We start from the raw sequence: 18,989 nt of genomic DNA, 5'->3' as shown, positions 1-18,989 counted from the left end.
GAGCATCAGTTGCAGAGAAGGGCTCAGATGCGAACGCCGGTGCGCTCGTTGCTGGAGGCCACCACTCGCGAGGTGACCGGCACCCGGCGCGACGCGATGACCCCCAGCGCACCCATGGCAGCGATCACGAGTCCGCCGACGATGGCGAACAGGTCCGCGGCCAGCAATCCGGAGGGGAAGACCATCAGCGCGGGTGAGACGGCGAGCAACACACCGAGGCCGACGTGGGTCCAGTGGCTCTGCCTGGACGCGGATCCGATGGCCCAGAGCGCCGACGATGCCGCGAGTATGCCGAGCACCAGGATGGCTCCGGTGACTTCTTGGTCGCCCTGGACGGGAAGCCAGACGGTGGAGGCGACCAGAACGGCTCCGGTGACGAAGACGACGACGTCCCTGACGATTTCCGATGTGCGCTGACGATTGGACATGACCGCTCCTCGAGGTGCGTGATGAATAGCTCGTATATCGGTATACGCCTTTACTTCGGCTAATGTTCCCGACGGTCACCGAATCGTGACCCAGCAGCTAGTTGCGAACGGTGTTAAGGCAATTCTTCGCAGGCGTAGCCTGGCAACCGTGTCCAAGACTTTCGTCGGCGTTCGCCTTCGGCAGCTCCGCAGCGAACGCAGCATGAGCCAGGTATCTCTGGCGCAGAAGCTCGGTATCTCGGCCAGCTATCTCAACCAGATCGAGCACGACGTACGCCCGTTGACGGTTCCGGTACTGCTGCGGATCTCGGAGGTCTTCGGCGTCGACACCTCGTTCTTCTCCTCCGAGGACGACACCAGGTTGGTTGCCGAGTTGCGCGAAGTCGCACTCGATCAGGACATGGGCATCGACGCAGATCCGCACGAGATCGCGCAGATGGTCAGCTCGCACCCACAGCTGGCTCGGGCAATGGTCAATATGCATCGCCGATACCGCAATACGACGGCTCAGCTGTTGGCAGCGACCGAGGAACGATTCTCCGACGGCAGTGGCAGCGGCTCCATCAGCAAGCCGCACGAAGAGGTGCGCGACTACTTCTATCAACGACAGAACTATCTGCACGAATTGGATACCGCCGCAGAGGCATTGACGTCGAGAATTCGGTTCCATCGCGCCGATGTGGGCGGTGAGATCGCGAAGCGGTTGCGCACGGTGCACGACGTGCAGATCGTCAATCGCATCGACCTCGGTGAGAACGTGTTGCATCGGTTCGACCCGCAGACGCGGGTGTTGGAGATTTCTCCTCACCTCTCCGGCGGGCAGAAGGTGTTCAAGTTCGCCGCCGAGCTCGCGTATCTCGAATGCGGTGATCTGTTGAACAAGATGGCCGACGAGGGAAACTTCACGAGCGAGGCGTCGAAGAAATTGGCGGTGCTCGGGTTCGCCAACTATTTCGCGGCCGCGACGGTGTTGCCGTATCACCAGTTCCACGATGTCGCCGAGGATTTCCGATACGACATCGAGCGGCTGTCGGCCTTCTTCTCGGTGAGTTACGAGACCATCTGTCACCGACTCTCCACGCTGCAGCGCCCCGAGATGCGCGGTGTTCCGTTCTCGTTCGTCCGAGTCGATCGCGCCGGAAACATGTCGAAACGACAGTCCGCCACCGGCTTTCACTTCTCCTCCAGCGGCGGCACGTGCCCTCTGTGGAACGTGTACGAGACGTTCGCGTATCCCGGCAAGATCATGACGCAGATCGCCGAGATGCCCGACGGCCGCAACTACCTGTGGATCGCGCGGACAGTGGAACGCCGCGCCGCTCGATACGGGCAGCCCGGCAAGACTTTTGCCATCGGCCTCGGTTGCGAACTGCGCCATGCCGGACGGCTCGTCTATGCCGATGGATTGGACGTGCAGGGCTCGGCGGTCGCAACTCCGATCGGAGCGGGTTGCCGGGTCTGCGAACGCTCGAACTGCCCGCAGCGTGCGTTTCCGCCGCTCGGCAAGGATCTCGACATAGACGAGCACCGAAGCTCGGTGTCCCCGTACCTCGTTCGCTGAGTAGAAAGAGAATTCCCATGACCCGAATCGGCGTTGTACTCCGGCCCGAGATCGCCCCGGAGGCGCTGGTCGACGCGGCTCGCGCAGCCGATGCCGCGGGCGTCGACGAGGTCTGGCTGTGGGAAGACTGCTTCTTCTCCGGCGGGCTGTCCACTGCTGCACTGATTCTCGCGAGCACCGATCGCGTGAATGTCGGCATCGGGGTGTTGCCCACTCCGATGCGGAACGTGGCGTCGACGGCCATGGAGATCGCGACCGTCGCTCGGGTCCATCCGGGCCGGCTCCGCGTGGGGCTCGGCCACGGCGTCCAGTCGTGGATGGGCCAGATCGGCGCGCGAGTGCAGTCTCCGCTGACGTTGCTCGACGAGCAGATGACGGCGCTCACCGCGCTGTTGGCGGGCGAGAGCGTCATCGTGCAGGGTCGGTACGTCTCGCTCGACAATGTGCAGCTCGATTGGCCTCCGCTGCAGGCACCTCCACTGCTCGTCGGGGCCACGGGCCCGAAAACCCTTGCTCTGAGCGGCCGCAGGAGTGTCGGCACCATTCTCACGAGCGAGACGGACCCGGATCAGCTGCGGACTGCCGTCGGGCATATCGCCGCAGGGCCGGGTCACGACATCGTCGTCTATGTCGCCGTCGGATCCGATTCCGATGCCGCCATGAGCAATCTGCAGCGCTGGATCGATGCGGGCGCGACCACTGTCGTACTCGAACCGACTGCAGAACAACCGGATCCGACCCCACTGTTCGCGCACGCCGCGTCCTTGACAAAGGAGTTTGGAGCCCGGTAACCAGCAGTCTCAGCGAAAGACTGACACTAGCGCTCCCGCAGATAGCGTCCCGCGTCGGCGAATGCGCGTGCTCGACGCGTCAGCGTGGGTGGCGCAGCGGGTTCGCCCCGCCACAGGCGGTAGAGCGTGCTCATGCTGAGGATGAGTCGCTCCGGCGAATCCCAGTGCGCGTAATGGCCGAATTCGGGTGATTTGAGCAGGTTCAGGGCGGCCTCGGTGGAGCCGAGGCCCGCGTCGAAGCACGCTCGTCCGGCCTCGCCGACCCAGGTCCAGTAGCTGCGCACGGCGCGTATTTCGTCGGTGCCGCACAGGGGGCCGTGGCCGGGGACGTACACGTCGGCGTCGAGTTCGAGGAGGTGGTCGAGGGCGTCGATCCAGTTTTGCAGCGGGCCGTGCCAGAGCACCGGGGTGGCGTCGATGAAGAGCAGGTCGCCCGCGAACACGACCCCCACGTCCGGGAGGTGAGCGATGAGATCGCCTTCGGTGTGCGCCGGACCGAGGTAGCGCAGGTGAACCAGTCGTCCTGCGACATCGATGGTTTCGGTGGTTTCGAAGGTGTGATCAGGCAGCCGGGGCAGCGCCGACGGAAACAGCGCATCGCCGCGAACACGGTTCATGTAGGAGCCCATCGCACCGATCGGTCCCGGCACCCAGCCGACCGCCTTGCCGAAGGACGCGAATGCGGATACACCCTTCGGCGGAGTCTCCTCCTTCATCGCGTGCAGCGACGCCGCACTGGTGGTGATGCGTGCGGAGGCGGGCACGCTGTCGTTACCCCACCAGTGATCACCGTCCGAATGCGTGTTGAGGACCTCGGTGATCGGTGCGGCGGCAACCAACTCGGCGGTGTCGGCGGCAACCCGCTCGGCCCAGTTCACGTCCCAGACGGTGTCGATCAGCATCGACGCCGAACCGGGTGCCACGACGAGCCCGGTGTTGGTCTGCCCCCAACTGCCCGGCGGACGCATGAAGGCCCAGGTATCGTCGGCGATCTGCTGGTATCCCACCTCGGTGTTTCGCACTGCCACAGGCTATCCGCTGAGCATCTCCTGCAGTCGACCATTCCACTGGCGCTCCGGAAAACATCGACCCAATACCTCCAGCATGATGGGAACAGCGGTGGAGGCGCCGGGCGATGCGCCGAGCACGGCGGCGATGGAGCCGTCCTGCGACGCGATCACCTCCGTGCCGAAACGCAATTGCCCGTTCACGACGATCTGGGCGCGCTGTCCGGCGGGGACCACGGACCAGTCCGACGGATCGGCATTCGGTACGAATTGGCGCAACGCAGCGATCTTCTTGGCTCGGGTGGCCGTCAATTCCGACAGCAGCAGACCTATCAACGGCGTGTTGTTGCCTGCCATCGACAGCAGTGACCCGATGTTGTGCCGGTCGATCGACGTCGGGAAGTCGAGCCACGATCCGTGTTTCAGAAACCGAGGATTCGCGCCGGCGTACGGTCCGAAAAGTATGGACCGCCGCCCGTCGACGATGCGGGTGTCGAGATGGGGCACCGACATCGGAGGCGCTCCGATGGGCGGAGTTCCGTAGACCTTCGCGTCGTGTCTGTCGACCACCTCGGGCCGATCACAACGCAAGAACTGCCCGCTGATCGGTAGTAGTCCGTAACCGCGGGCCTCGGGAATCCATGCTTTGCGCAACAGCTTCAGAGCCCAGCCACCGGCACCGACGAACACGAATCGCGCGCGCTCGATCGATCGACCACCGCGCACTCGCAGGGACCAGGATCCGTCCCGTTCCTGACTCATCCCGGTCACCTCCCGCCCGGTCTCCACGCGCGCACCACGTCCACTCATGTCCCCCAGCAACTGCCGCGTCAGTGCACCGAAGTCGACGTCGGTTCCGGTCGCATCTCGGGTGGCGGCCCAGTCACCTGTTCGTCCCGCCGACACCAGCGGTGCCCACTCGTCCAGTACCGCAGCATCTTCGGTGTACTCCATGGCTCGAAACAGCGGATGCGCGGTCAACGCTCGATGCCTGGCCCGCAGCGATCGGACGTTCTCCGCCCCCTGCACCAGGGTCATGTGCGGCACCGAACGTACGAAGCTGGTGTCGGCCAGCGTCGACCAAAAACGTCGCGTCACGGCGAACTGCTCGGCGATCGCGACGGCCCGGTCGATATCAACGGAGCCGTCGACTCTCTCCGTCGTGTAGTTGGTTTCGCACAGGCCGGCGTGGCCGGTCCCGGCATTGTTCCACCCGTCGGAGGCTTCCATCGCTACCTCGGGCAATCGTTCGAGGACCCGAATCGACCAGGTCGGCTCCACACGTTGCAGCAGCGTGCCGAGCGTCGCGCTCATCACCCCACCGCCGACGAGGATGACGTCATCCATCGTGCACCCCTCTCTCGTACTAAGTACAAGTCACGCTAACACCGACTCGTACGGCTGTATAGTTCTGCCGGTGCCTCGCTTGACCAGGACTGCCGTCGTCGACGCCGCGCTCGAAGTCGCGTACCGACGCGGACTCGACTCGCTCACCATCCGCAAGATCGCCACCGAACTCGGTGTCTCTCCCATGGCGATCTACTGGCATGTGAAGAACAAGGACGAACTGCTCGACGCCATGGGCGACCGCGTCTGCCAGGATCTCGAGATCACCGTCGATCCCACGGCGACGTGGTGGGAGCAACTGCGCACCGTGCTCGAGGACTTCATGCGCGCCTTGCGCGCACATCCCGGAGCAGCGACCATCGCCGTTCCACGAATGCTGTTCTCCCCCAACAGCAGAGCGGCGATGGAGCTCAGCCTGAAACTTCTCGGCGAGGCCGGCTTCTCCCTGTCCGACGCCACCCAGCTGGCCCGTCACGGCGTTCGAGTCGCCATTTCGTTGATCACGGAGCCGCTGTTCACGGGTGTCGAAGTCGAGCCGGAGCGTCGGGCACACGTCGAACACGAGGTGGCGGAAACGATGGACTCCCTCCATCCCGACGAGTTTCCCAATATCCTCGCCGCAGCCTCGTATCTGAGCGACGTCAGCGCGCGGACGGCGTTCGAGAAGCTCGGGCTGGACACCTACATCGCCGGTGTCAGGGCCCTGGCCGAGGAGACTGACGTTTCGTCCTGATTACTCGCATCGTCGTGTACATCTTGTCGGGTGGCAAAGTCTCGCCCGCGGGTGCAGGCTTTGCAGAACCGAAATAGTCGACGCTAGGGGTTGTGATGACGGTGCCTGTCCTGCAGAACTACATCGACGGGGCATTCGTGACGCCCTCGGGTACCGAGATGCTCGATGTCGTCAGTCCGGTGGACGAGTCGGTGGTCGCTCGAGCGCCGATTTCCGATGCCGCCGATGTCGATGCCGCAATGTCGGCTGCCGCCAAAGCTTTCGAGACCTGGGGCAAGACGACTCCGAGTGAGCGGCAGAAGGTACTGCTGAAGCTCGCCGATGCCATCGAGGCCCACAGCGACGAGATCGTCGAGGCGCAGAGTCGTAACACCGGTCAGCCGAAGGCCACCATCGCCGCCGAGGAAGTCACCGTCGGAGCAGATCAGATTCGGTTCTTCGCCGGGGCTGCACGGATGCTCGAAGGCAAGTCGGCCGGCGAGTACATGGACGGGTTCACCTCGTACGTACGCCGCGAGCCGATCGGCGTCGTGGGGCAGGTGACGCCGTGGAACTACCCGTTCATGATGGCGATCTGGAAGATCGGGCCTGCGCTGGCAGCCGGCAATACCGTCGTTCTCAAGCCGAGCGACACCACCCCCGAGAGCACCCTGGTGCTGGCGAAATTGTCGAAGGGCATCGTCCCCGACGGTGTGCTGAACATCGTGCTCGGCAACGGCGGCACCGGCGCAGCCATCGTCGAACACAAGACGCCCGGCCTGGTCTCGATCACCGGTTCGGTGCGGGCAGGCATCGCCGTCGCCGTCGCCGCCGCCAAGCAGCTCAAGCGCGCGCACCTCGAACTGGGCGGCAAGGCACCGGCCATCGTGTTCGACGACGTCGACATCACCAAGGCCGCCGACGGCATCGCCGAGGCCGCGTTCTTCAACGCCGGCCAGGACTGCACGGCGGTCACTCGCGTGTTGGTACACGAGTCGGTACACGACTCGCTCGTCGACGCACTCGTCGCCAAGGCGAAGACACTGAAGGTCGGATTGCCCGACGACCCCGACACCTTCCTCGGCCCACTGAACAACGTCAACCACTTCGGCCAGGTCAGCTCCAAGGTCGACGGTATCGGCGCGCACGCCACCATCGTCACCGGCGGAAAGCGCATCGGCGACAAGGGATTCTTCTACGAGCCCACGATCATCACGGGCGTGCAGCAGTCCGATCCCATCGTGCAGGAGGAGACGTTCGGCCCGGTGCTGACGGTGCAGAAATTCTCCGACGAGGCAGAGGCGATCGAGCTGGCCAACGACGTCGACTTCGGTCTCGCGTCGAGCGTCTGGACGTCCGATCATGCTCGCACGCTATGTATTTCGGCGGCTCTGGACTTCGGTGCCGTCTGGGTCAACTGCCACATCCCGTTGGTGGCCGAGATGCCGCACGGCGGCTTCAAGTACTCCGGTTACGGCAAGGACCTCTCGGCCTACGGCGTGGACGATTACACCCGCATCAAGCACGTGATGAGCTCGACGGAGACCATCGCATGACATTCCATCCCCTGGACCCACTCTCGAGCGACGAGTTCTCTACCGTCGCCGAGGTTCTGGGCCGGGAACACGGTGTCGGCGACGGGTGGCGATTCGCCTCGATCGAGATGATCGAACCGTCCAAGTCCGAGGTCGCCGCATTCGATGCGGACGGTACCGTCCCCGCCCGTCGCGCAGTCTCGGTGGTGTTGAACCGCGCCGAGAACAGCACGTTCAAAGCCGTGGTGTCACTGGACAACAGGAGCACCGAATCCTGGACCCACATCCCGGACGTGCAGCCCAACTTCACCGTCGACGAGTGGGAAGAGGCCGACGCGGCTCTGCGCGCACACCCCGATGTGATTGCCGCGCTTGCCGATCGAGGCATCACCGATCTCGATCTGGTGTTCATGGACACCTGGACGTACGGCGAGGCGGTGACGCCCGAGAAGTACAAGGGTCGACGCCTGGGCTGGTCGGACACGTGGGTCAAAGCCGCAGAGGGTGCCAATCCGTACGCGGGTCCGGTGGGCGGCTTCCACTGCGTCATCGACGCCAACACGATGGAACTGCTCGAGATCGAGGACACCTACCGCGTCGAGCGGCCGGAGATCATGGGCGAGTACGTGCCCCGCCATATTCCGGAGCGCATCCGCAACGCCAGCAGCCGTCCGCCGCTGAAGCCGCTCGAGATCACCCAGCCGGACGGCCCGTCGTTCGAGCTGGACGGCAACAAGCTGACGTGGCAGAACTGGTCGCTGCGCGTGGGTTTCAACTACCGCGAGGGCATGACGCTGCACGCCGTCACCTATGACGACAACGGGAACACGCGATCCGTCGCGAACCGAATGTCGTTCGCGGAGATGATCGTTCCGTATCGTGACCACACCGAGGATCACTATCGGCGCACCGCATTCGACATCGGCGAGTGGGGCCTGGGCTTCATGACGACTTCGCTCGAGCTCGGCTGCGATTGCCTCGGTGAGATCCGGTACCTCGATGCCGTGCTGCACAACAGCAAAGGCGAGCCGTACACGATCACCAACGCGATCTGCATCCACGAGGAAGACAACGCGGTGCTGTGGAAGCACGTCGATCACGACGCCGGGGCAGAGGTGCGTCGGATGCGCCGTCTCACCGTCAGCTTCCACGCCACCGTCGCCAACTACGAGTATCTCGTCTACTGGCGCTTCTATCAGGACGGCAACATCGAGTGCGAGGTGCGCGCCACCGGCATCATGGTCGTCACCCACTTCGAGGAGGGCGGCACCCATCCGTCGGGCACGCTGATCGACAATCGCACGTATGCGCCGTACCACCAGCACTTCCTGGTCGCCCGGCTCGATCTGGACATCGACGGCACCGAGAACACCGTCTATTCCAGCCAGACCCAGATGGTTCCGATGGGTCCCGACAATCCGTACGGCCTCGCCCTGACACAGGTGAACACCCCGCTCACCACCGAGTCCGAGGGTAAGCAGGATTACGACTGGAACACGCAGAAGGCGTGGAAGGTGGTCAACGACAACGTCACCAACGGTCTCGGTACCCGGCCGGCGTACAAGTTGGTGCCCGGCTCGACGATTCCGGCGATGTTCGATCCGGCGTCGCCGATCTTCCAGCGTTCCCAGGTGATCGGTCACACCGTGTGGGTCACGCCCAATTCACCCGACGAGCGTTGGCCCAGTGGCGAGTTCGTCAATCAGAGTGGCGTCGACCATGGCCTCCCCGAGTGGACCGAGAAGAACCGTTCGATCGAGAACACCGATGTGGTGGTCTGGTACACCTTCGGCATCCATCACATCACTAGGCCCGAGGACTGGCCGGTGATGCCGTCCGACACCGTCTCGTTCTGGCTCAAGCCTTTCGGCTTCTTCGACCGCAACCCCTCACTCGACGTCGCACCATCGGAGCCGAAGCACTGCCACACCGATCCCGGCAGCACCTGTCACTGACTGGCGCGACCTGACGGCAGCCAGGACCGACAACAAAGCGAAGCGGCGCGTAGCTCACCTGAGCTACGCGCCGCTTCGCTGTCCTATGAGCCGAGGTTTAGGAGCTGCGCCGAACCTCGAACTGCTCGCCGACGACAGCAGTCTGCGATTCGGTGACGCAATCCAGGCGTCCGTCCAGACGCAGCGAGACGTTGTACTCACCCGGCTTGAGCGCGAACGTGGTGATCGTGATGCTTGTCGCGTTGTCTTCCACGACGACGCGTGGGCTCAGCGACAGCATGCCGTTGTGCAGGACCTCGCATACCTGACCCGGAAAAACGTTGTCCACATCGACGGTGATGGTTCTGGGGCCGCCCAGAACCTCGATCGTGGGAGTGCTCGACCCTACGAGTCTGAGGTAGCTCTTTTCTCTGCGCACGGTCTCGACTTCCCTGTTTGCATGCTCCACCGGAAGGTGGACGCCCGACACGGTCTCGTTGGTACTTCGTGGCGCGACGGAGGACGGATTGGTATTACACGTCGTCATCGCCGTCCACCCGAGCCTCCCTTTACATCGAACGTGCATCCGTCCGCGTTACCGAAACCGCCGCCGAACAGCACCCCTACAGCCGCAACACCGGGAAATCGCGATGTCATCGGTCAGAACATACCCTCCGGCCTGCAAATCTGCGAAACGGAGACGGTCCAACCTAAGCCTTTACGCATCCTTGCACCCTGTAACAGATCGTGCGACACATTCGAGACCAAATTCATTCGTCCGTATCGAAAGCCCGCTGCTCGGCCAGCTCGGCGGCATGCTCGGCCTTTCGCTGCCGGAGCTGATGCATCTTCACACCCACGACTACGGCAGCCAGGCCCACGGGTGCACCTATTGCGGCTCCGATCGCGACAGACCCGAGGTCGCCGCCGCCGTAATGAGCAAGCAGACGAATCATTGCGCCGCCGCCGGTGAGAAAAAGCAGCACGCCCGCCAATGCGATTCGAGCGCGCCGGAGTTCCTGCGAGGTGTACATGTCGATCCCCCGCGCGCGGGCGTATGCCAACACCACGTTCGCGACGGCCGTCAGAGCCACGAAGATTCCCAATGCCACCCAGGCCCCGGTGACACCCGCCGCGAAGGGCAGTACAGCGCCTGCGATCATTCCGATCCACAGCAGGGATTGAAAGCCGACGGCCGAGGCCTCGTTCCAGATGTCGCGTTGTAGTTCGTCGGCGTAGAAGTCGTCGTCCAGGTCTCCCAAGAAGCGGGCAGCTTTGGTGAATGCGCTCATGTTCGTTTCCCTTCGTCGTCGCCGAACAGTGTTTCGACTGTCGTGTCGAGTGCTCGGGCCAGTCGCAGTGCCAGGTACACGCTCGGTGCGTAGTCGCCGCCCTCGACGGAGACGATGCTCTGCCGGCTGACTCCGCAGATAGTGCCGAGTTCGGCCTGCGTGATGCGTGCCTGTTTGCGATGCGCGCGAACGTTGTTGGATCCGGGCATGACAAAAAGTCAACTCTGCTTGTCATGAAATGTCAAGCAGTCTTGTCATTCGCTCGCCTTTACCTACTCGTAACGCGAGAAACAGACTCGTCACCGCAGAAAATACCAACGCAATAAGTTGCCTTTACTGTTCGCAATCGCGAATACATCTCCGTATACACACTTTCCGAAAGGGCCGTAGATGCCTGCTGTCTCGAAGCGCATGTCCGTCAAGCGCGTCATGGTCGTTCCCGCAGCACTGGCTGCATTGAGCCTGGTTGCCACTGCCTGCGGTAGCAAGGCGAGCGACACCACCACCGCCGAGGGCGGCGGAGGCTCGTCCACCTCGTGTGTGGACACCTCCGGTGACACCATCAAGGTCGGCTCGCTCAACTCCCTGTCCGGCACGATGGCGATCAGCGAAGTGACAGTGCGTGATTCGATCGCACTGGCCGTCGAGCAGATCAACGCCGCCGGTGGCGTCAACGGAAAGCAGATCGAGGTCGTCGCAGAGGACGGCGCATCCGAGCCGACCGTGTTCGCCGAGAAGGCCGAGAAACTCATCAGCAGCGACTGTGTCGCAGCAGTTTTCGGTGGCTGGACGTCATCGTCGCGCAAGGCGATGCTGCCGGTGTTCGAGGACAACGACGCACTCCTCTACTACCCCGTGCAGTACGAGGGCCTCGAGGCGTCGAAGAACATCTTCTACACCGGAGCCACCACCAACCAGCAGATCATCCCGGCCCTGGACTACCTGAAGGAGAAGGGCGTCAAGTCCCTCTACCTGGTGGGCAGCGACTACGTGTTCCCGCAGACCGCCAACCGCGAGATCAAGGCGTATGCGGCCGCCAACGGTATCGAGATCAAGGGCGAGGATTACACCCCGCTCGGTTCGACGGACTTCTCCACCATCGTCAACAAGGTGCGCTCCGCCGACGCCGATGCCGTGTTCAACACGCTCAACGGTGATTCCAACGTCGCATTCTTCCGCGAATACACCAACGCCGGCCTCAAAGCTGCTGACATGCCGGTCATCTCGGTGTCCATCGCCGAGGAAGAGGTGGCGGGCATCGGAGCCGCGAACATCGCGGGCCAGCTGACTGCCTGGAACTACTACCAGACCGTCGACAGCCCGGAGAACACCAAGTTCGTCGCCGACTACAAGGCGAAGTACGGTGCCGACAAGCCCACCTCGGACCCCATGGAAGCCGCGTACACCTCGGTCTACCTGTGGAAGAACACCGTCGAGAAGGCAAATTCGTTCGCGGTGGCCGACATTCAGGCCGCAGCCGACGGTGTCAGCTTCGCCGCTCCCGAGGGCGAGGTCGTCATCGACGGCGACAACCACCACATCTCCAAGACCGCACGCATCGGTGAGATCCGGCCCGACGGCCTGATCTACACGGTGTGGGAGTCCCCCGAGGCCATCGCTCCAGACCCGTTCCTCGAGACCTACGACTGGGCCTCCGACCTCAACTGACCACCACCCATGTGAGTGGAACTTCGTAGCCTGCTACGAAGTTCCACTCACATGCTCCGAAGGAGCTCCCCCATGGACGTCGTGATCGGACAGTTGTTCACCGGCCTGTCGATCGGATCCATTCTCTTGCTCGCCGCCCTCGGGCTCTCACTGACGTTCGGTCAGATGGGCGTCATCAACATGGCACACGGCGAGTTCATCATGGCCGGCTCGTACACGGCTTACGTAGTGCAGCAGATCGTCTCGACCGGCGGCGCATCACTGTTCATCTCCCTGATCGTCGGCTTCCTCGTCGGCGGCGCGATGGGTGTGCTGCTCGAGGTCACGCTGATCCAGCGCATGTACCACCGTCCACTGGACACCCTGCTCGTCACGTTCGGCGTCGGGCTCATCCTGCAGCAGCTCGCCCGCGACATCTTCGGTGCCCCGGCGGTCAACGTCGTCTCGCCGGAATGGCTGAGCGGCGGCGTCGACATCCTCGGTGCCGTGGTGCCCAAGACCCGAATCTTCATTCTGGTGCTGGCGGTCGTCGCCGTTGTCGCACTGTCGATCGCGCTGAAGAAGACCGCCATGGGTCGACGCATCCGCGCGGTGGTGCAGAACCGCGATCTCGCGGAAACCTCGGGCATTTCGAGCCGCCGGACCGACATCTCGACGTTCTTCCTCGGCTCCGGTTTGGCGGGCGTCGCGGGCGTGGCACTGACTCTGATCGGATCCACGAGTTCCACTGTGGGACAGAGCTATCTGATCGACGCCTTCCTGGTGGTCGTCGTCGGTGGACTCGGCCAGATCAAGGGCGCGGTGATCGCCGCCTTCGCCCTGGGAATCCTCAACTCGTTCATCGAATACAGCACCACGGCCTCGATCGCCAAGGTCATCGTGTTCGTCCTCATCGTGATCTTCCTGCAGGCCCGCCCGCAGGGCTTGTTCGCTGTCAAGACAAGGAGCCTGGTATGAGCGACTTCATCGCCAAGCGCGGCGCTCTGCTGGGTTTCGCGCTCGCCGCAATCCTGCTGTTCGCTGTGGCGCCCGCCGTCCTCAGCGACTTCCGGTTGAATCTGCTGGGCAAGTTCATCTGCTACGCAATTGTGGCGGTCGGTATCGGATTGGCCTGGGGCCGAGGCGGAATGCTGACCCTCGGCCAGGGTGTCTTCTTCGGCATCGGTGCCTACATCATGGCCATGCATCTGAAGATCTCCGACGCCGATCTGCGCGGCGACGCGGTACCGGACTTCATGTCCATCGCCGGTATCCGTGAATTGCCCTCGTACTGGCTGCCGTTCACCTCGCCCATCACGACGATCCTGGGCATCCTGTTCGTGCCGGCACTGGTGGCGCTGGTGCTCGGCCTCGGCGTGTTCAAGCGTCGAGTCAAGGGCGCGTACTTCGCGATCCTCAGTCAGGCACTGGCCGCCGCCTTCGCGATCCTGCTCATCGGACAGCAGACCACCGGTGGATCCAACGGACTCAACAGGTTCCGCACGTTCTTCGGGTTCAACCTCAACGACCCCGCCAACAAACAGATGCTGTTCTTCATCGCTGCCGGCGTACTGCTCGTCGTCGTCGCCATCACCCGCCAGCTGATGTACTCGCGCTACGGCGAACTACTGGTGGCCGTCCGCGATCAGGAAGAGCGAGTGCGCTTCCTCGGCTACGACCCGGCGAACGTGAAGATCGTCGCGTACGTCGCCGCAGCGTTCTTCGCCGGTCTCGCCGGTGCGCTGTTCGTACCGATCGTCGGCATCATCTCCCCCAACGACGTCGGCATCGTTCCGTCCATCGCGTTTCTCATCGGCGTCGCCATCGGCGGCCGCACCACTCTGCTCGGCCCGGTTCTCGGCGCGCTCGGAGTCGCGTGGGCGCAAACCACGCTGTCCGAGCAGTTCCCGTCCGGTTGGACGTACGCGCAGGGTCTGCTGTTCGTCGTGGTCGTCGGATTCTTCCCCGCCGGCATCGCCGGACTCTTCGCACTGCGCAAGCGAAAGAAAGAGCCCGAATCGGTCCCCGAGGCCAGCGCGGAACCAGAGAAAGAGCTCGCACGATGATCCACGTCGAAGGCCCGCAGCCCACGTTCGGCGGCAACGCCGGCATGTCCAGTCAGTACCTCGAAGTCCACGATCTGACAGTCAGTTTCGACGGCTTCAAGGCCAACACCAACGTCGATCTGACGCTGATGCAGGGCGATCTTCGCTTCCTCATCGGACCGAACGGAGCCGGCAAGACCACGCTGATCGACGCCATCACCGGACTCGTTCCGGCCACTGGCTCGGTCACCAAGTCCGGAGTGGAACTGCTGGGCAAGAAGGTACATCAGATCGCCCGGCTCGGTATCGGTCGAACCTTTCAGACCGCCAGCATCTTCGAGAATCTGACGGTGCTGCAGAACCTGGACATCGCCGCCGGGTCCGGACGATCCGTACTGACGATGCTGCGCCGTCGGGCATCGGTTCTGCCGCAGATCGAGGAGGCCCTCGAGACGATCGGCCTGACGGCCCAGAGAGACAAGGCCGCAGGAATTCTGGCGCACGGACAGAAGCAGTGGCTGGAGATCGGAATGCTGTTGGTGCAGAACGCCGATGTGCTTCTGCTCGACGAGCCGGTCGCCGGCATGAGCCACGAGGAACGTGAGGAGACGGGCCAGCTGCTGCAACGCATAGGCGGTGAACGGACCGTGGTGGTGGTCGAGCACGACATGGACTTCATGCGGATGTTCGCGACCTCGGTGACAGTGCTGGCGGCCGGACGCGTTCTGGCCGAGGGCACCGTGGCCGAGGTGCAGGCCGATCCGAAGGTTCAGCAGGTCTACCTCGGCACCGCCGCGGCGGGCGAGGAACTCGAGCACATCGCAGAAGAGGGAGCCGATCATGCTTGAACTGGTCGACGTCAGAACAGGTTACGGCCGCAGCGAGGTCGTTCACGGTGCGTCGCTGACGGTTCCGGCCGACGGTGTCGCGGCGGTGATGGGCCACAACGGTGCGGGCAAGACGACGCTGCTGCGCGCGGCGGTCGGGCTGTTGAAAGTGAACTCGGGCAAGGTCATGTTCGACGGTGAGGACGTCAGTGCGTTGCGGCCCAGCGCCCGCGTCGCTCGGGGTCTGGCGTACGTGCCACAGGGCCAGCAGTCGTTCGGTCAGTTGACGACAGCGGAGAACCTGCAGGTGGTGGCCGACGGGCGCAAGCGCGGCAAGGCACTGATCGACGAGGCACTCGACCTCTTTCCGGCGCTGAAGGAATTGCTGAATCGCAGAGCCGGCCTACTGTCCGGCGGCCAGCGCCAACAGCTCGCCATCGCAAGAGCCTTGATCACCGAACCGCGGATGCTGATTCTCGACGAGCCGACCGAGGGCATTCAGCCGTCGGTCGTCGCCGAGATCGAGCGCACCGTCATCGAGCTCACCCGCCGCGGCGGTCTCGGAGTTCTGTTGGTGGAGCAGCACATCGGCTTCGCATTGGAATCTGCCCAGAAGTACTACATTCTCGAGGCCGGCCGGATCACGTCCACCGGTGTGGGCGGATCCGATTCCGAGGCCGACGTGCGCGCAGCCATGGCGATCTGACCGGGCGTATCGTGCCGCGCAAGGACCTTCGCGAGAAGGTCTATTCGTCACTGCGCCGGGATCTGATCTCCGGTGCGATCGGCTCCACGGAACGGCTCGGCGAGGAGCGTCTCGCCGAGCTGTACGGCGTCTCGCGCACTCCTGTGCGGGAGGCGCTGGCACGTCTGCAAGCCGACGGTCTGGTCGTGCGCGACGAGGCCGGTCTGCACCCCTATCGTCCCCGGCTCGGCGACCTACCGGATCTGTACGAACTGCGGTCGACTCTCGAGTCCCGCGGAATCACCCGCTCGACGCCGCAGTCCTTCGATCGGGCGGCCTTGTCGTCGTTGGCGGCGACGTGGGCCGGGTTGCGTGCGCACCCACCGGAGACCACCGACGACATGGTCGCCATGGACGAGCAGTTCCATGTCGCGTTGTCGGCCGCGTCGGGCAATGCGGCTCTGACCGAGGCCCTGTGCGCCGTCAACGCCAAGGTGCGGCCCGTGCGTATTCTCGGTGGTCTCGACGCGTCGGCCGTGGTCTCGGCGATCGATGAACATCTCGCGATCGTCGAGCACCTACTGGCCGGGCAGCTGGACACGGCGCTGGATACGCTTGTTGCACATATCGATTCGTCCCGCGACCGAGTGGTCGAGCGCGCCCGTCAGGCAACGGCGATGGCCGGCGCGGTCCAAATCTGACGCGTCAGTTGGCATCCGACAGGAGTGGAGCCTGCGGAACGACCCAACTAGCCAGCCGACAGAATTCGGTCGATGTCGTCGAGCACGGTTTGCCCGCCCATGGGCCCGACGCCGGTGATCCAGTAGGACAGGTCCACCGCATGCGGATTGGGCAGTGTCGCAGCATTGTCGGTGATCGACGACGGGATTGCGCCGGGGTCCGACGGGTTGTCGGCGGTGACGACGATCAAGTCCGCGGCCGCCTGAGCCGCGAGCTCGGGCGAGAGGTCGACCGAGATCTCGTCGGCCCATTCCGGCCGCGGCGGGGTGGTGAATCCGGCGCATTCGAGCGTGCTTCCGGCGAACGACGACGGCCCGTACAGGGTCAGCTCACCACTGCGCGGCCTGATCAACTGCGCTGTTTTCCCGGCGGTGTCGTGCTTTTCGGCGATCTCGGCGCACCGGTCGTCGTAGGCGGTGAGCAGTTCCTCGGCCTTCGCTTCCTTGCCGAGAACGCGCCCGACGAATCGGACACTGTCGCGCCACGGATCGGACTGGGAGGCGATGAACACCGTCGGCGCGATGGCGGAGAGTTGGTCGTAGTACTGCGCGTGCCGAGTCTCCGTCCCGAGAATCAGGTCGGGTTGCGCGGCCGCGATGTCCTCGATGGTCGGTTCGGCCACCGTGCCCACGGTCGCGATGTCGGCCGCTTCCGTACCGAGATAGGCCGGTACGCCAGCGGTTTCGCTGAGCACCGCCGTGCCGACGGGCACGATGCCGAGCGCGACCGTGGTGTCGAGTTCCACCGGTTCCAGGGTGACGACCCGCAGAGGATTATCGGGAACGTCGATCGAGCCTCGAACGGTCTCGACCGTTCGAGTCGCTTCGCCGGCGGAACCGTCGGCGGTATCGGCCGACGAGCATGCCGTCGCTCCTGCCGCCACCGCGAGCGCGGTGATGGCCAACGCTGTCAGACCGAGCTTGAACTGCACCACTTCGAGGAACCTCCGGGTAGAACAATGCGAGACACAAAGGAGGTTAGCCTACCCTCTAACGCGTTGCGAACCTCGTCCCCGGACGGCGGAGCTACCAGTCGGTAAGATGTGATCGTGACCACTCCACGCATTCCGTCCGGTACCGCCCGCACCCTCGGCCCCGTCAACTGGGTCATCTGCAAGGTCATCGCCAAGGGCGCGGGAGTCCCCAACCCCCACCTGTTCACCACTCTCGGTCGAACCGGCGGCCTGTACCGGGCGTGGCTGTTCTACAGCGGCCATCTGATGCCGGGCGGAAAGATCTCCCGCAAGGAATCGGAAATGGTGATTCTCCGGGTGGCGCACCTGCGCGAATCGGCATACGAGATGGACCACCACATCCGCCTGGGCCGTCGAGCCGGCATCGACCGAGACCTGCTCGAGCTGATCATGACCGGCCCGCACGCCCCTGGGCTGTCGACTCGCTACCGCACCATCCTCACTGCCGTCGACGAGCTGATCGAGACCAAGACGCTCACCGACGCCACGTGGTCCGAACTGGCGACCCAGTTCGACGAACGTCGCCTCATCGAATTCGTCTTGCTGGTCACCCAATACGACGGGCTGGCAACCACATTGGGCACCCTCCGCGTCGAACGCGACTACGGCGACCGGCCACCACGACGATGAACGAGACACCCGAGACTGCACTGCGCCGCGCTCTGGCGATGATCGAACCGGAGTCGGTGCGCACGAGCGCCCGGATCGACGGCGGCTACGTCGAACTCATGGGCGACGCCAAAGCCCCCAATCCCACGATGGCCAGCCGAGCGATGAACAACCGCGGTGTCGCGGCGATCTACGAGAACATCTGGCGCCCGTTCGGAGTATCGATGATGGGCATCGGCGGGCTGCCCATGTCCGCCGAACGCGCCAAGGCCGTCGCCGATCTGCGGTTACGCGGGCCGCAGCGAGTCCTGGACGTCGCCTGCGGCCCCGGCAACTTCACCAGGTTCCTGTCGGAGCAGCTGACCGAGGACGGTATCGCCGTCGGCTTCGATATCTCCGAGGCCATGATCGCTCGCGCAGTGCGCGACAATCGGGGGCCGCGTGCGGCATACGTTCGCGGCGATGCGGCCGAACTCCCGTACGCCGACGCGACATTCGACGCCGTATGCTGTTATGCCGCACTGTATCTCGTGCCACATCCACTGCAGGTGGTCAACGAGCTCATCCGCGTCCTGCGACCGGGTGGACGCATCGCCATCATGACCAGCTGTCAACTGGGCCTGGCACCGCTGCGTACCGTCGTCGGCCTGGGATCTGCCGCCGTCGGGGTACGCATGTTCCCGAAGGGGCAGTTCACCGAGATGTTCGCCGCTGCGGGCATGACCGACATCGAGCAGGACATCCGCGGTCTCGCCCAATTCGTCAGTGCCACCAAGAATTAGCGCTACCGACCCTGCTGTACCCCCGGCGATGCGAGACCTGACCGTGGTCAAGAACGAACCGGAAGGGCTTTTT

20 protein-coding genes are annotated in these 18,989 nt (G+C 64.0%); 13 read left to right on the top strand and 7 right to left on the bottom strand.

Going from position 1 to position 18,989, the window contains the following annotated elements:
* Window positions 1-23 precede the first annotated feature (23 nt).
* Window positions 24-428 carry a hypothetical protein gene (locus JLZ96_RS19725; protein WP_032389035.1) on the bottom strand — a complete coding sequence of 135 codons (405 nt, stop codon included), beginning with the start codon at window positions 426-428 and terminating at the stop codon, window positions 24-26.
* A gap of 148 nt (window positions 429-576) precedes the next feature.
* On the opposite strand from JLZ96_RS19725, the gene ramB reads away from it, so the two are divergent.
* Both ramB and JLZ96_RS19715 read left to right on the top strand, forming a co-directional pair.
* Complete coding sequence (ramB, locus tag JLZ96_RS19720; RefSeq protein WP_027498407.1) at window positions 577-1,989, top strand: acetate metabolism transcriptional regulator RamB; 1,413 nt, start codon at window positions 577-579, stop codon at window positions 1,987-1,989.
* Between the two features lie 17 nt (window positions 1,990-2,006).
* Window positions 2,007-2,780, top strand: a complete 774-nt coding sequence (locus JLZ96_RS19715; protein WP_201011075.1) for an LLM class flavin-dependent oxidoreductase — start codon at window positions 2,007-2,009, stop codon at window positions 2,778-2,780.
* Window positions 2,781-2,806: 26 nt separating this feature from the next.
* Here JLZ96_RS19715 and JLZ96_RS19710 read toward each other — a convergent pair whose 3' ends face one another.
* Together JLZ96_RS19710 and mqo are read right to left on the bottom strand one after the other, a co-directional pair.
* Complete coding sequence (locus tag JLZ96_RS19710) at window positions 2,807-3,802, bottom strand: MBL fold metallo-hydrolase (protein WP_236254173.1); 996 nt, start codon at window positions 3,800-3,802, stop codon at window positions 2,807-2,809.
* A gap of 9 nt (window positions 3,803-3,811) precedes the next feature.
* Window positions 3,812-5,134 carry a malate dehydrogenase (quinone) gene (gene mqo / locus JLZ96_RS19705; RefSeq protein WP_201011074.1) on the bottom strand — a complete coding sequence of 441 codons (1,323 nt, stop codon included), beginning with the start codon at window positions 5,132-5,134 and terminating at the stop codon, window positions 3,812-3,814.
* A 70-nt stretch (window positions 5,135-5,204) separates the two neighbouring features.
* Here mqo and JLZ96_RS19700 point away from each other — a divergent pair, with 70 nt between their 5' ends.
* From JLZ96_RS19700 to JLZ96_RS19690, 3 genes are all read left to right on the top strand, one after another.
* Window positions 5,205-5,867, top strand: a complete 663-nt coding sequence (locus tag JLZ96_RS19700) for a TetR family transcriptional regulator (RefSeq protein WP_201011073.1) — start codon at window positions 5,205-5,207, stop codon at window positions 5,865-5,867.
* Between the two features lie 95 nt (window positions 5,868-5,962).
* Window positions 5,963-7,402: a gamma-aminobutyraldehyde dehydrogenase gene (locus JLZ96_RS19695; RefSeq protein ID WP_201011072.1), complete on the top strand. Its 1,440-nt coding sequence runs from the start codon at window positions 5,963-5,965 to the stop codon at window positions 7,400-7,402.
* Window positions 7,399-9,336 carry a primary-amine oxidase gene (locus tag JLZ96_RS19690; RefSeq protein WP_201011071.1) on the top strand — a complete coding sequence of 646 codons (1,938 nt, stop codon included), beginning with the start codon at window positions 7,399-7,401 and terminating at the stop codon, window positions 9,334-9,336. Before JLZ96_RS19695 ends, JLZ96_RS19690 begins: the two co-directional genes overlap by 4 nt.
* A gap of 97 nt (window positions 9,337-9,433) precedes the next feature.
* Here JLZ96_RS19690 and JLZ96_RS19685 read toward each other — a convergent pair whose 3' ends face one another.
* The 3 genes from JLZ96_RS19685 to JLZ96_RS19675 all read right to left on the bottom strand — a co-directional run bounded on the left by JLZ96_RS19685 (window position 9,434) and on the right by JLZ96_RS19675 (window position 10,816).
* On the bottom strand, window positions 9,434-9,862 hold the full coding sequence (locus JLZ96_RS19685; protein ID WP_052053133.1) for a hypothetical protein: 429 nt from the start codon (window positions 9,860-9,862) through the stop codon (window positions 9,434-9,436).
* Window positions 9,863-10,085: 223 nt separating this feature from the next.
* Window positions 10,086-10,607 carry a hypothetical protein gene (locus JLZ96_RS19680; protein WP_201011070.1) on the bottom strand — a complete coding sequence of 174 codons (522 nt, stop codon included), beginning with the start codon at window positions 10,605-10,607 and terminating at the stop codon, window positions 10,086-10,088.
* Window positions 10,604-10,816, bottom strand: a complete 213-nt coding sequence (locus JLZ96_RS19675; protein ID WP_027498412.1) for a helix-turn-helix transcriptional regulator — start codon at window positions 10,814-10,816, stop codon at window positions 10,604-10,606. The genes JLZ96_RS19680 and JLZ96_RS19675 overlap by 4 nt, the downstream gene beginning before the upstream one ends.
* Window positions 10,817-10,997: 181 nt before the next feature.
* Here JLZ96_RS19675 and urtA point away from each other — a divergent pair, with 181 nt between their 5' ends.
* The 6 genes from urtA to JLZ96_RS19645 all read left to right on the top strand — a co-directional run bounded on the left by urtA (window position 10,998) and on the right by JLZ96_RS19645 (window position 16,512).
* Window positions 10,998-12,275 carry an urea ABC transporter substrate-binding protein gene (gene urtA, locus JLZ96_RS19670; protein WP_032369802.1) on the top strand — a complete coding sequence of 426 codons (1,278 nt, stop codon included), beginning with the start codon at window positions 10,998-11,000 and terminating at the stop codon, window positions 12,273-12,275.
* Window positions 12,276-12,347: 72 nt separating this feature from the next.
* Complete coding sequence (gene urtB / locus JLZ96_RS19665; RefSeq protein WP_027498414.1) at window positions 12,348-13,232, top strand: urea ABC transporter permease subunit UrtB; 885 nt, start codon at window positions 12,348-12,350, stop codon at window positions 13,230-13,232.
* On the top strand, window positions 13,229-14,320 hold the full coding sequence (urtC, locus tag JLZ96_RS19660; RefSeq protein WP_032389028.1) for an urea ABC transporter permease subunit UrtC: 1,092 nt from the start codon (window positions 13,229-13,231) through the stop codon (window positions 14,318-14,320). The genes urtB and urtC overlap by 4 nt, the downstream gene beginning before the upstream one ends.
* On the top strand, window positions 14,317-15,147 hold the full coding sequence (gene urtD / locus JLZ96_RS19655) for an urea ABC transporter ATP-binding protein UrtD (RefSeq protein ID WP_201011069.1): 831 nt from the start codon (window positions 14,317-14,319) through the stop codon (window positions 15,145-15,147). Before urtC ends, urtD begins: the two co-directional genes overlap by 4 nt.
* The gene (gene urtE / locus JLZ96_RS19650) at window positions 15,140-15,832 is read left to right on the top strand and encodes an urea ABC transporter ATP-binding subunit UrtE (protein ID WP_032373723.1); all 693 of its coding nucleotides are present in this window, start codon (window positions 15,140-15,142) and stop codon (window positions 15,830-15,832) included. The genes urtD and urtE overlap by 8 nt, the downstream gene beginning before the upstream one ends.
* Window positions 15,833-15,843: 11 nt before the next feature.
* A complete protein-coding gene (locus JLZ96_RS19645) occupies window positions 15,844-16,512 on the top strand; it encodes a GntR family transcriptional regulator (RefSeq protein ID WP_201011068.1) in 669 nt (222 codons plus the stop codon).
* A gap of 47 nt (window positions 16,513-16,559) precedes the next feature.
* Here JLZ96_RS19645 and JLZ96_RS19640 read toward each other — a convergent pair whose 3' ends face one another.
* Window positions 16,560-17,483, bottom strand: coding sequence for an ABC transporter substrate-binding protein (locus JLZ96_RS19640; protein WP_374758059.1), 924 nt, complete (start codon window positions 17,481-17,483; stop codon window positions 16,560-16,562).
* A gap of 111 nt (window positions 17,484-17,594) precedes the next feature.
* On the opposite strand from JLZ96_RS19640, the gene JLZ96_RS19635 reads away from it, so the two are divergent.
* Window positions 17,595-18,155 carry a carboxymuconolactone decarboxylase family protein gene (locus tag JLZ96_RS19635; protein ID WP_027498420.1) on the top strand — a complete coding sequence of 187 codons (561 nt, stop codon included), beginning with the start codon at window positions 17,595-17,597 and terminating at the stop codon, window positions 18,153-18,155.
* The gene (locus JLZ96_RS19630) at window positions 18,152-18,916 is read left to right on the top strand and encodes a class I SAM-dependent methyltransferase (protein ID WP_236254172.1); all 765 of its coding nucleotides are present in this window, start codon (window positions 18,152-18,154) and stop codon (window positions 18,914-18,916) included. The genes JLZ96_RS19635 and JLZ96_RS19630 overlap by 4 nt, the downstream gene beginning before the upstream one ends.
* Window positions 18,917-18,989 lie beyond the last annotated feature (73 nt).

The organism is Rhodococcus sp. NKCM2511, from assembly GCF_014905595.1.
Classification (GTDB): domain Bacteria; phylum Actinomycetota; class Actinomycetes; order Mycobacteriales; family Mycobacteriaceae; genus Rhodococcoides; species Rhodococcoides fascians.
This window is presented reverse-complemented; position numbering and strand designations above follow the sequence as displayed.

Coding starts and splice junctions, on each gene's coding strand:
- JLZ96_RS19630 (WP_236254172.1), top strand. CDS start 18,152: ATGAACGAGACACCCGAGACTGCACTGCGCCGCGCTCTGGCGATGATC.
- JLZ96_RS19695 (WP_201011072.1), top strand. CDS start 5,963: ATGACGGTGCCTGTCCTGCAGAACTACATCGACGGGGCATTCGTGACG.
- JLZ96_RS19675 (WP_027498412.1), bottom strand. CDS start 10,816: ATGCCCGGATCCAACAACGTTCGCGCGCATCGCAAACAGGCACGCATC.
- urtB (WP_027498414.1), top strand. CDS start 12,348: ATGGACGTCGTGATCGGACAGTTGTTCACCGGCCTGTCGATCGGATCC.
- urtC (WP_032389028.1), top strand. CDS start 13,229: ATGAGCGACTTCATCGCCAAGCGCGGCGCTCTGCTGGGTTTCGCGCTC.
- JLZ96_RS19725 (WP_032389035.1), bottom strand. CDS start 428: ATGTCCAATCGTCAGCGCACATCGGAAATCGTCAGGGACGTCGTCGTC.
- JLZ96_RS19715 (WP_201011075.1), top strand. CDS start 2,007: ATGACCCGAATCGGCGTTGTACTCCGGCCCGAGATCGCCCCGGAGGCG.
- urtD (WP_201011069.1), top strand. CDS start 14,317: ATGATCCACGTCGAAGGCCCGCAGCCCACGTTCGGCGGCAACGCCGGC.
- JLZ96_RS19685 (WP_052053133.1), bottom strand. CDS start 9,862: ATGACGACGTGTAATACCAATCCGTCCTCCGTCGCGCCACGAAGTACC.
- JLZ96_RS19690 (WP_201011071.1), top strand. CDS start 7,399: ATGACATTCCATCCCCTGGACCCACTCTCGAGCGACGAGTTCTCTACC.
- JLZ96_RS19680 (WP_201011070.1), bottom strand. CDS start 10,607: ATGAGCGCATTCACCAAAGCTGCCCGCTTCTTGGGAGACCTGGACGAC.
- urtE (WP_032373723.1), top strand. CDS start 15,140: ATGCTTGAACTGGTCGACGTCAGAACAGGTTACGGCCGCAGCGAGGTC.
- mqo (WP_201011074.1), bottom strand. CDS start 5,134: ATGGATGACGTCATCCTCGTCGGCGGTGGGGTGATGAGCGCGACGCTC.
- urtA (WP_032369802.1), top strand. CDS start 10,998: ATGCCTGCTGTCTCGAAGCGCATGTCCGTCAAGCGCGTCATGGTCGTT.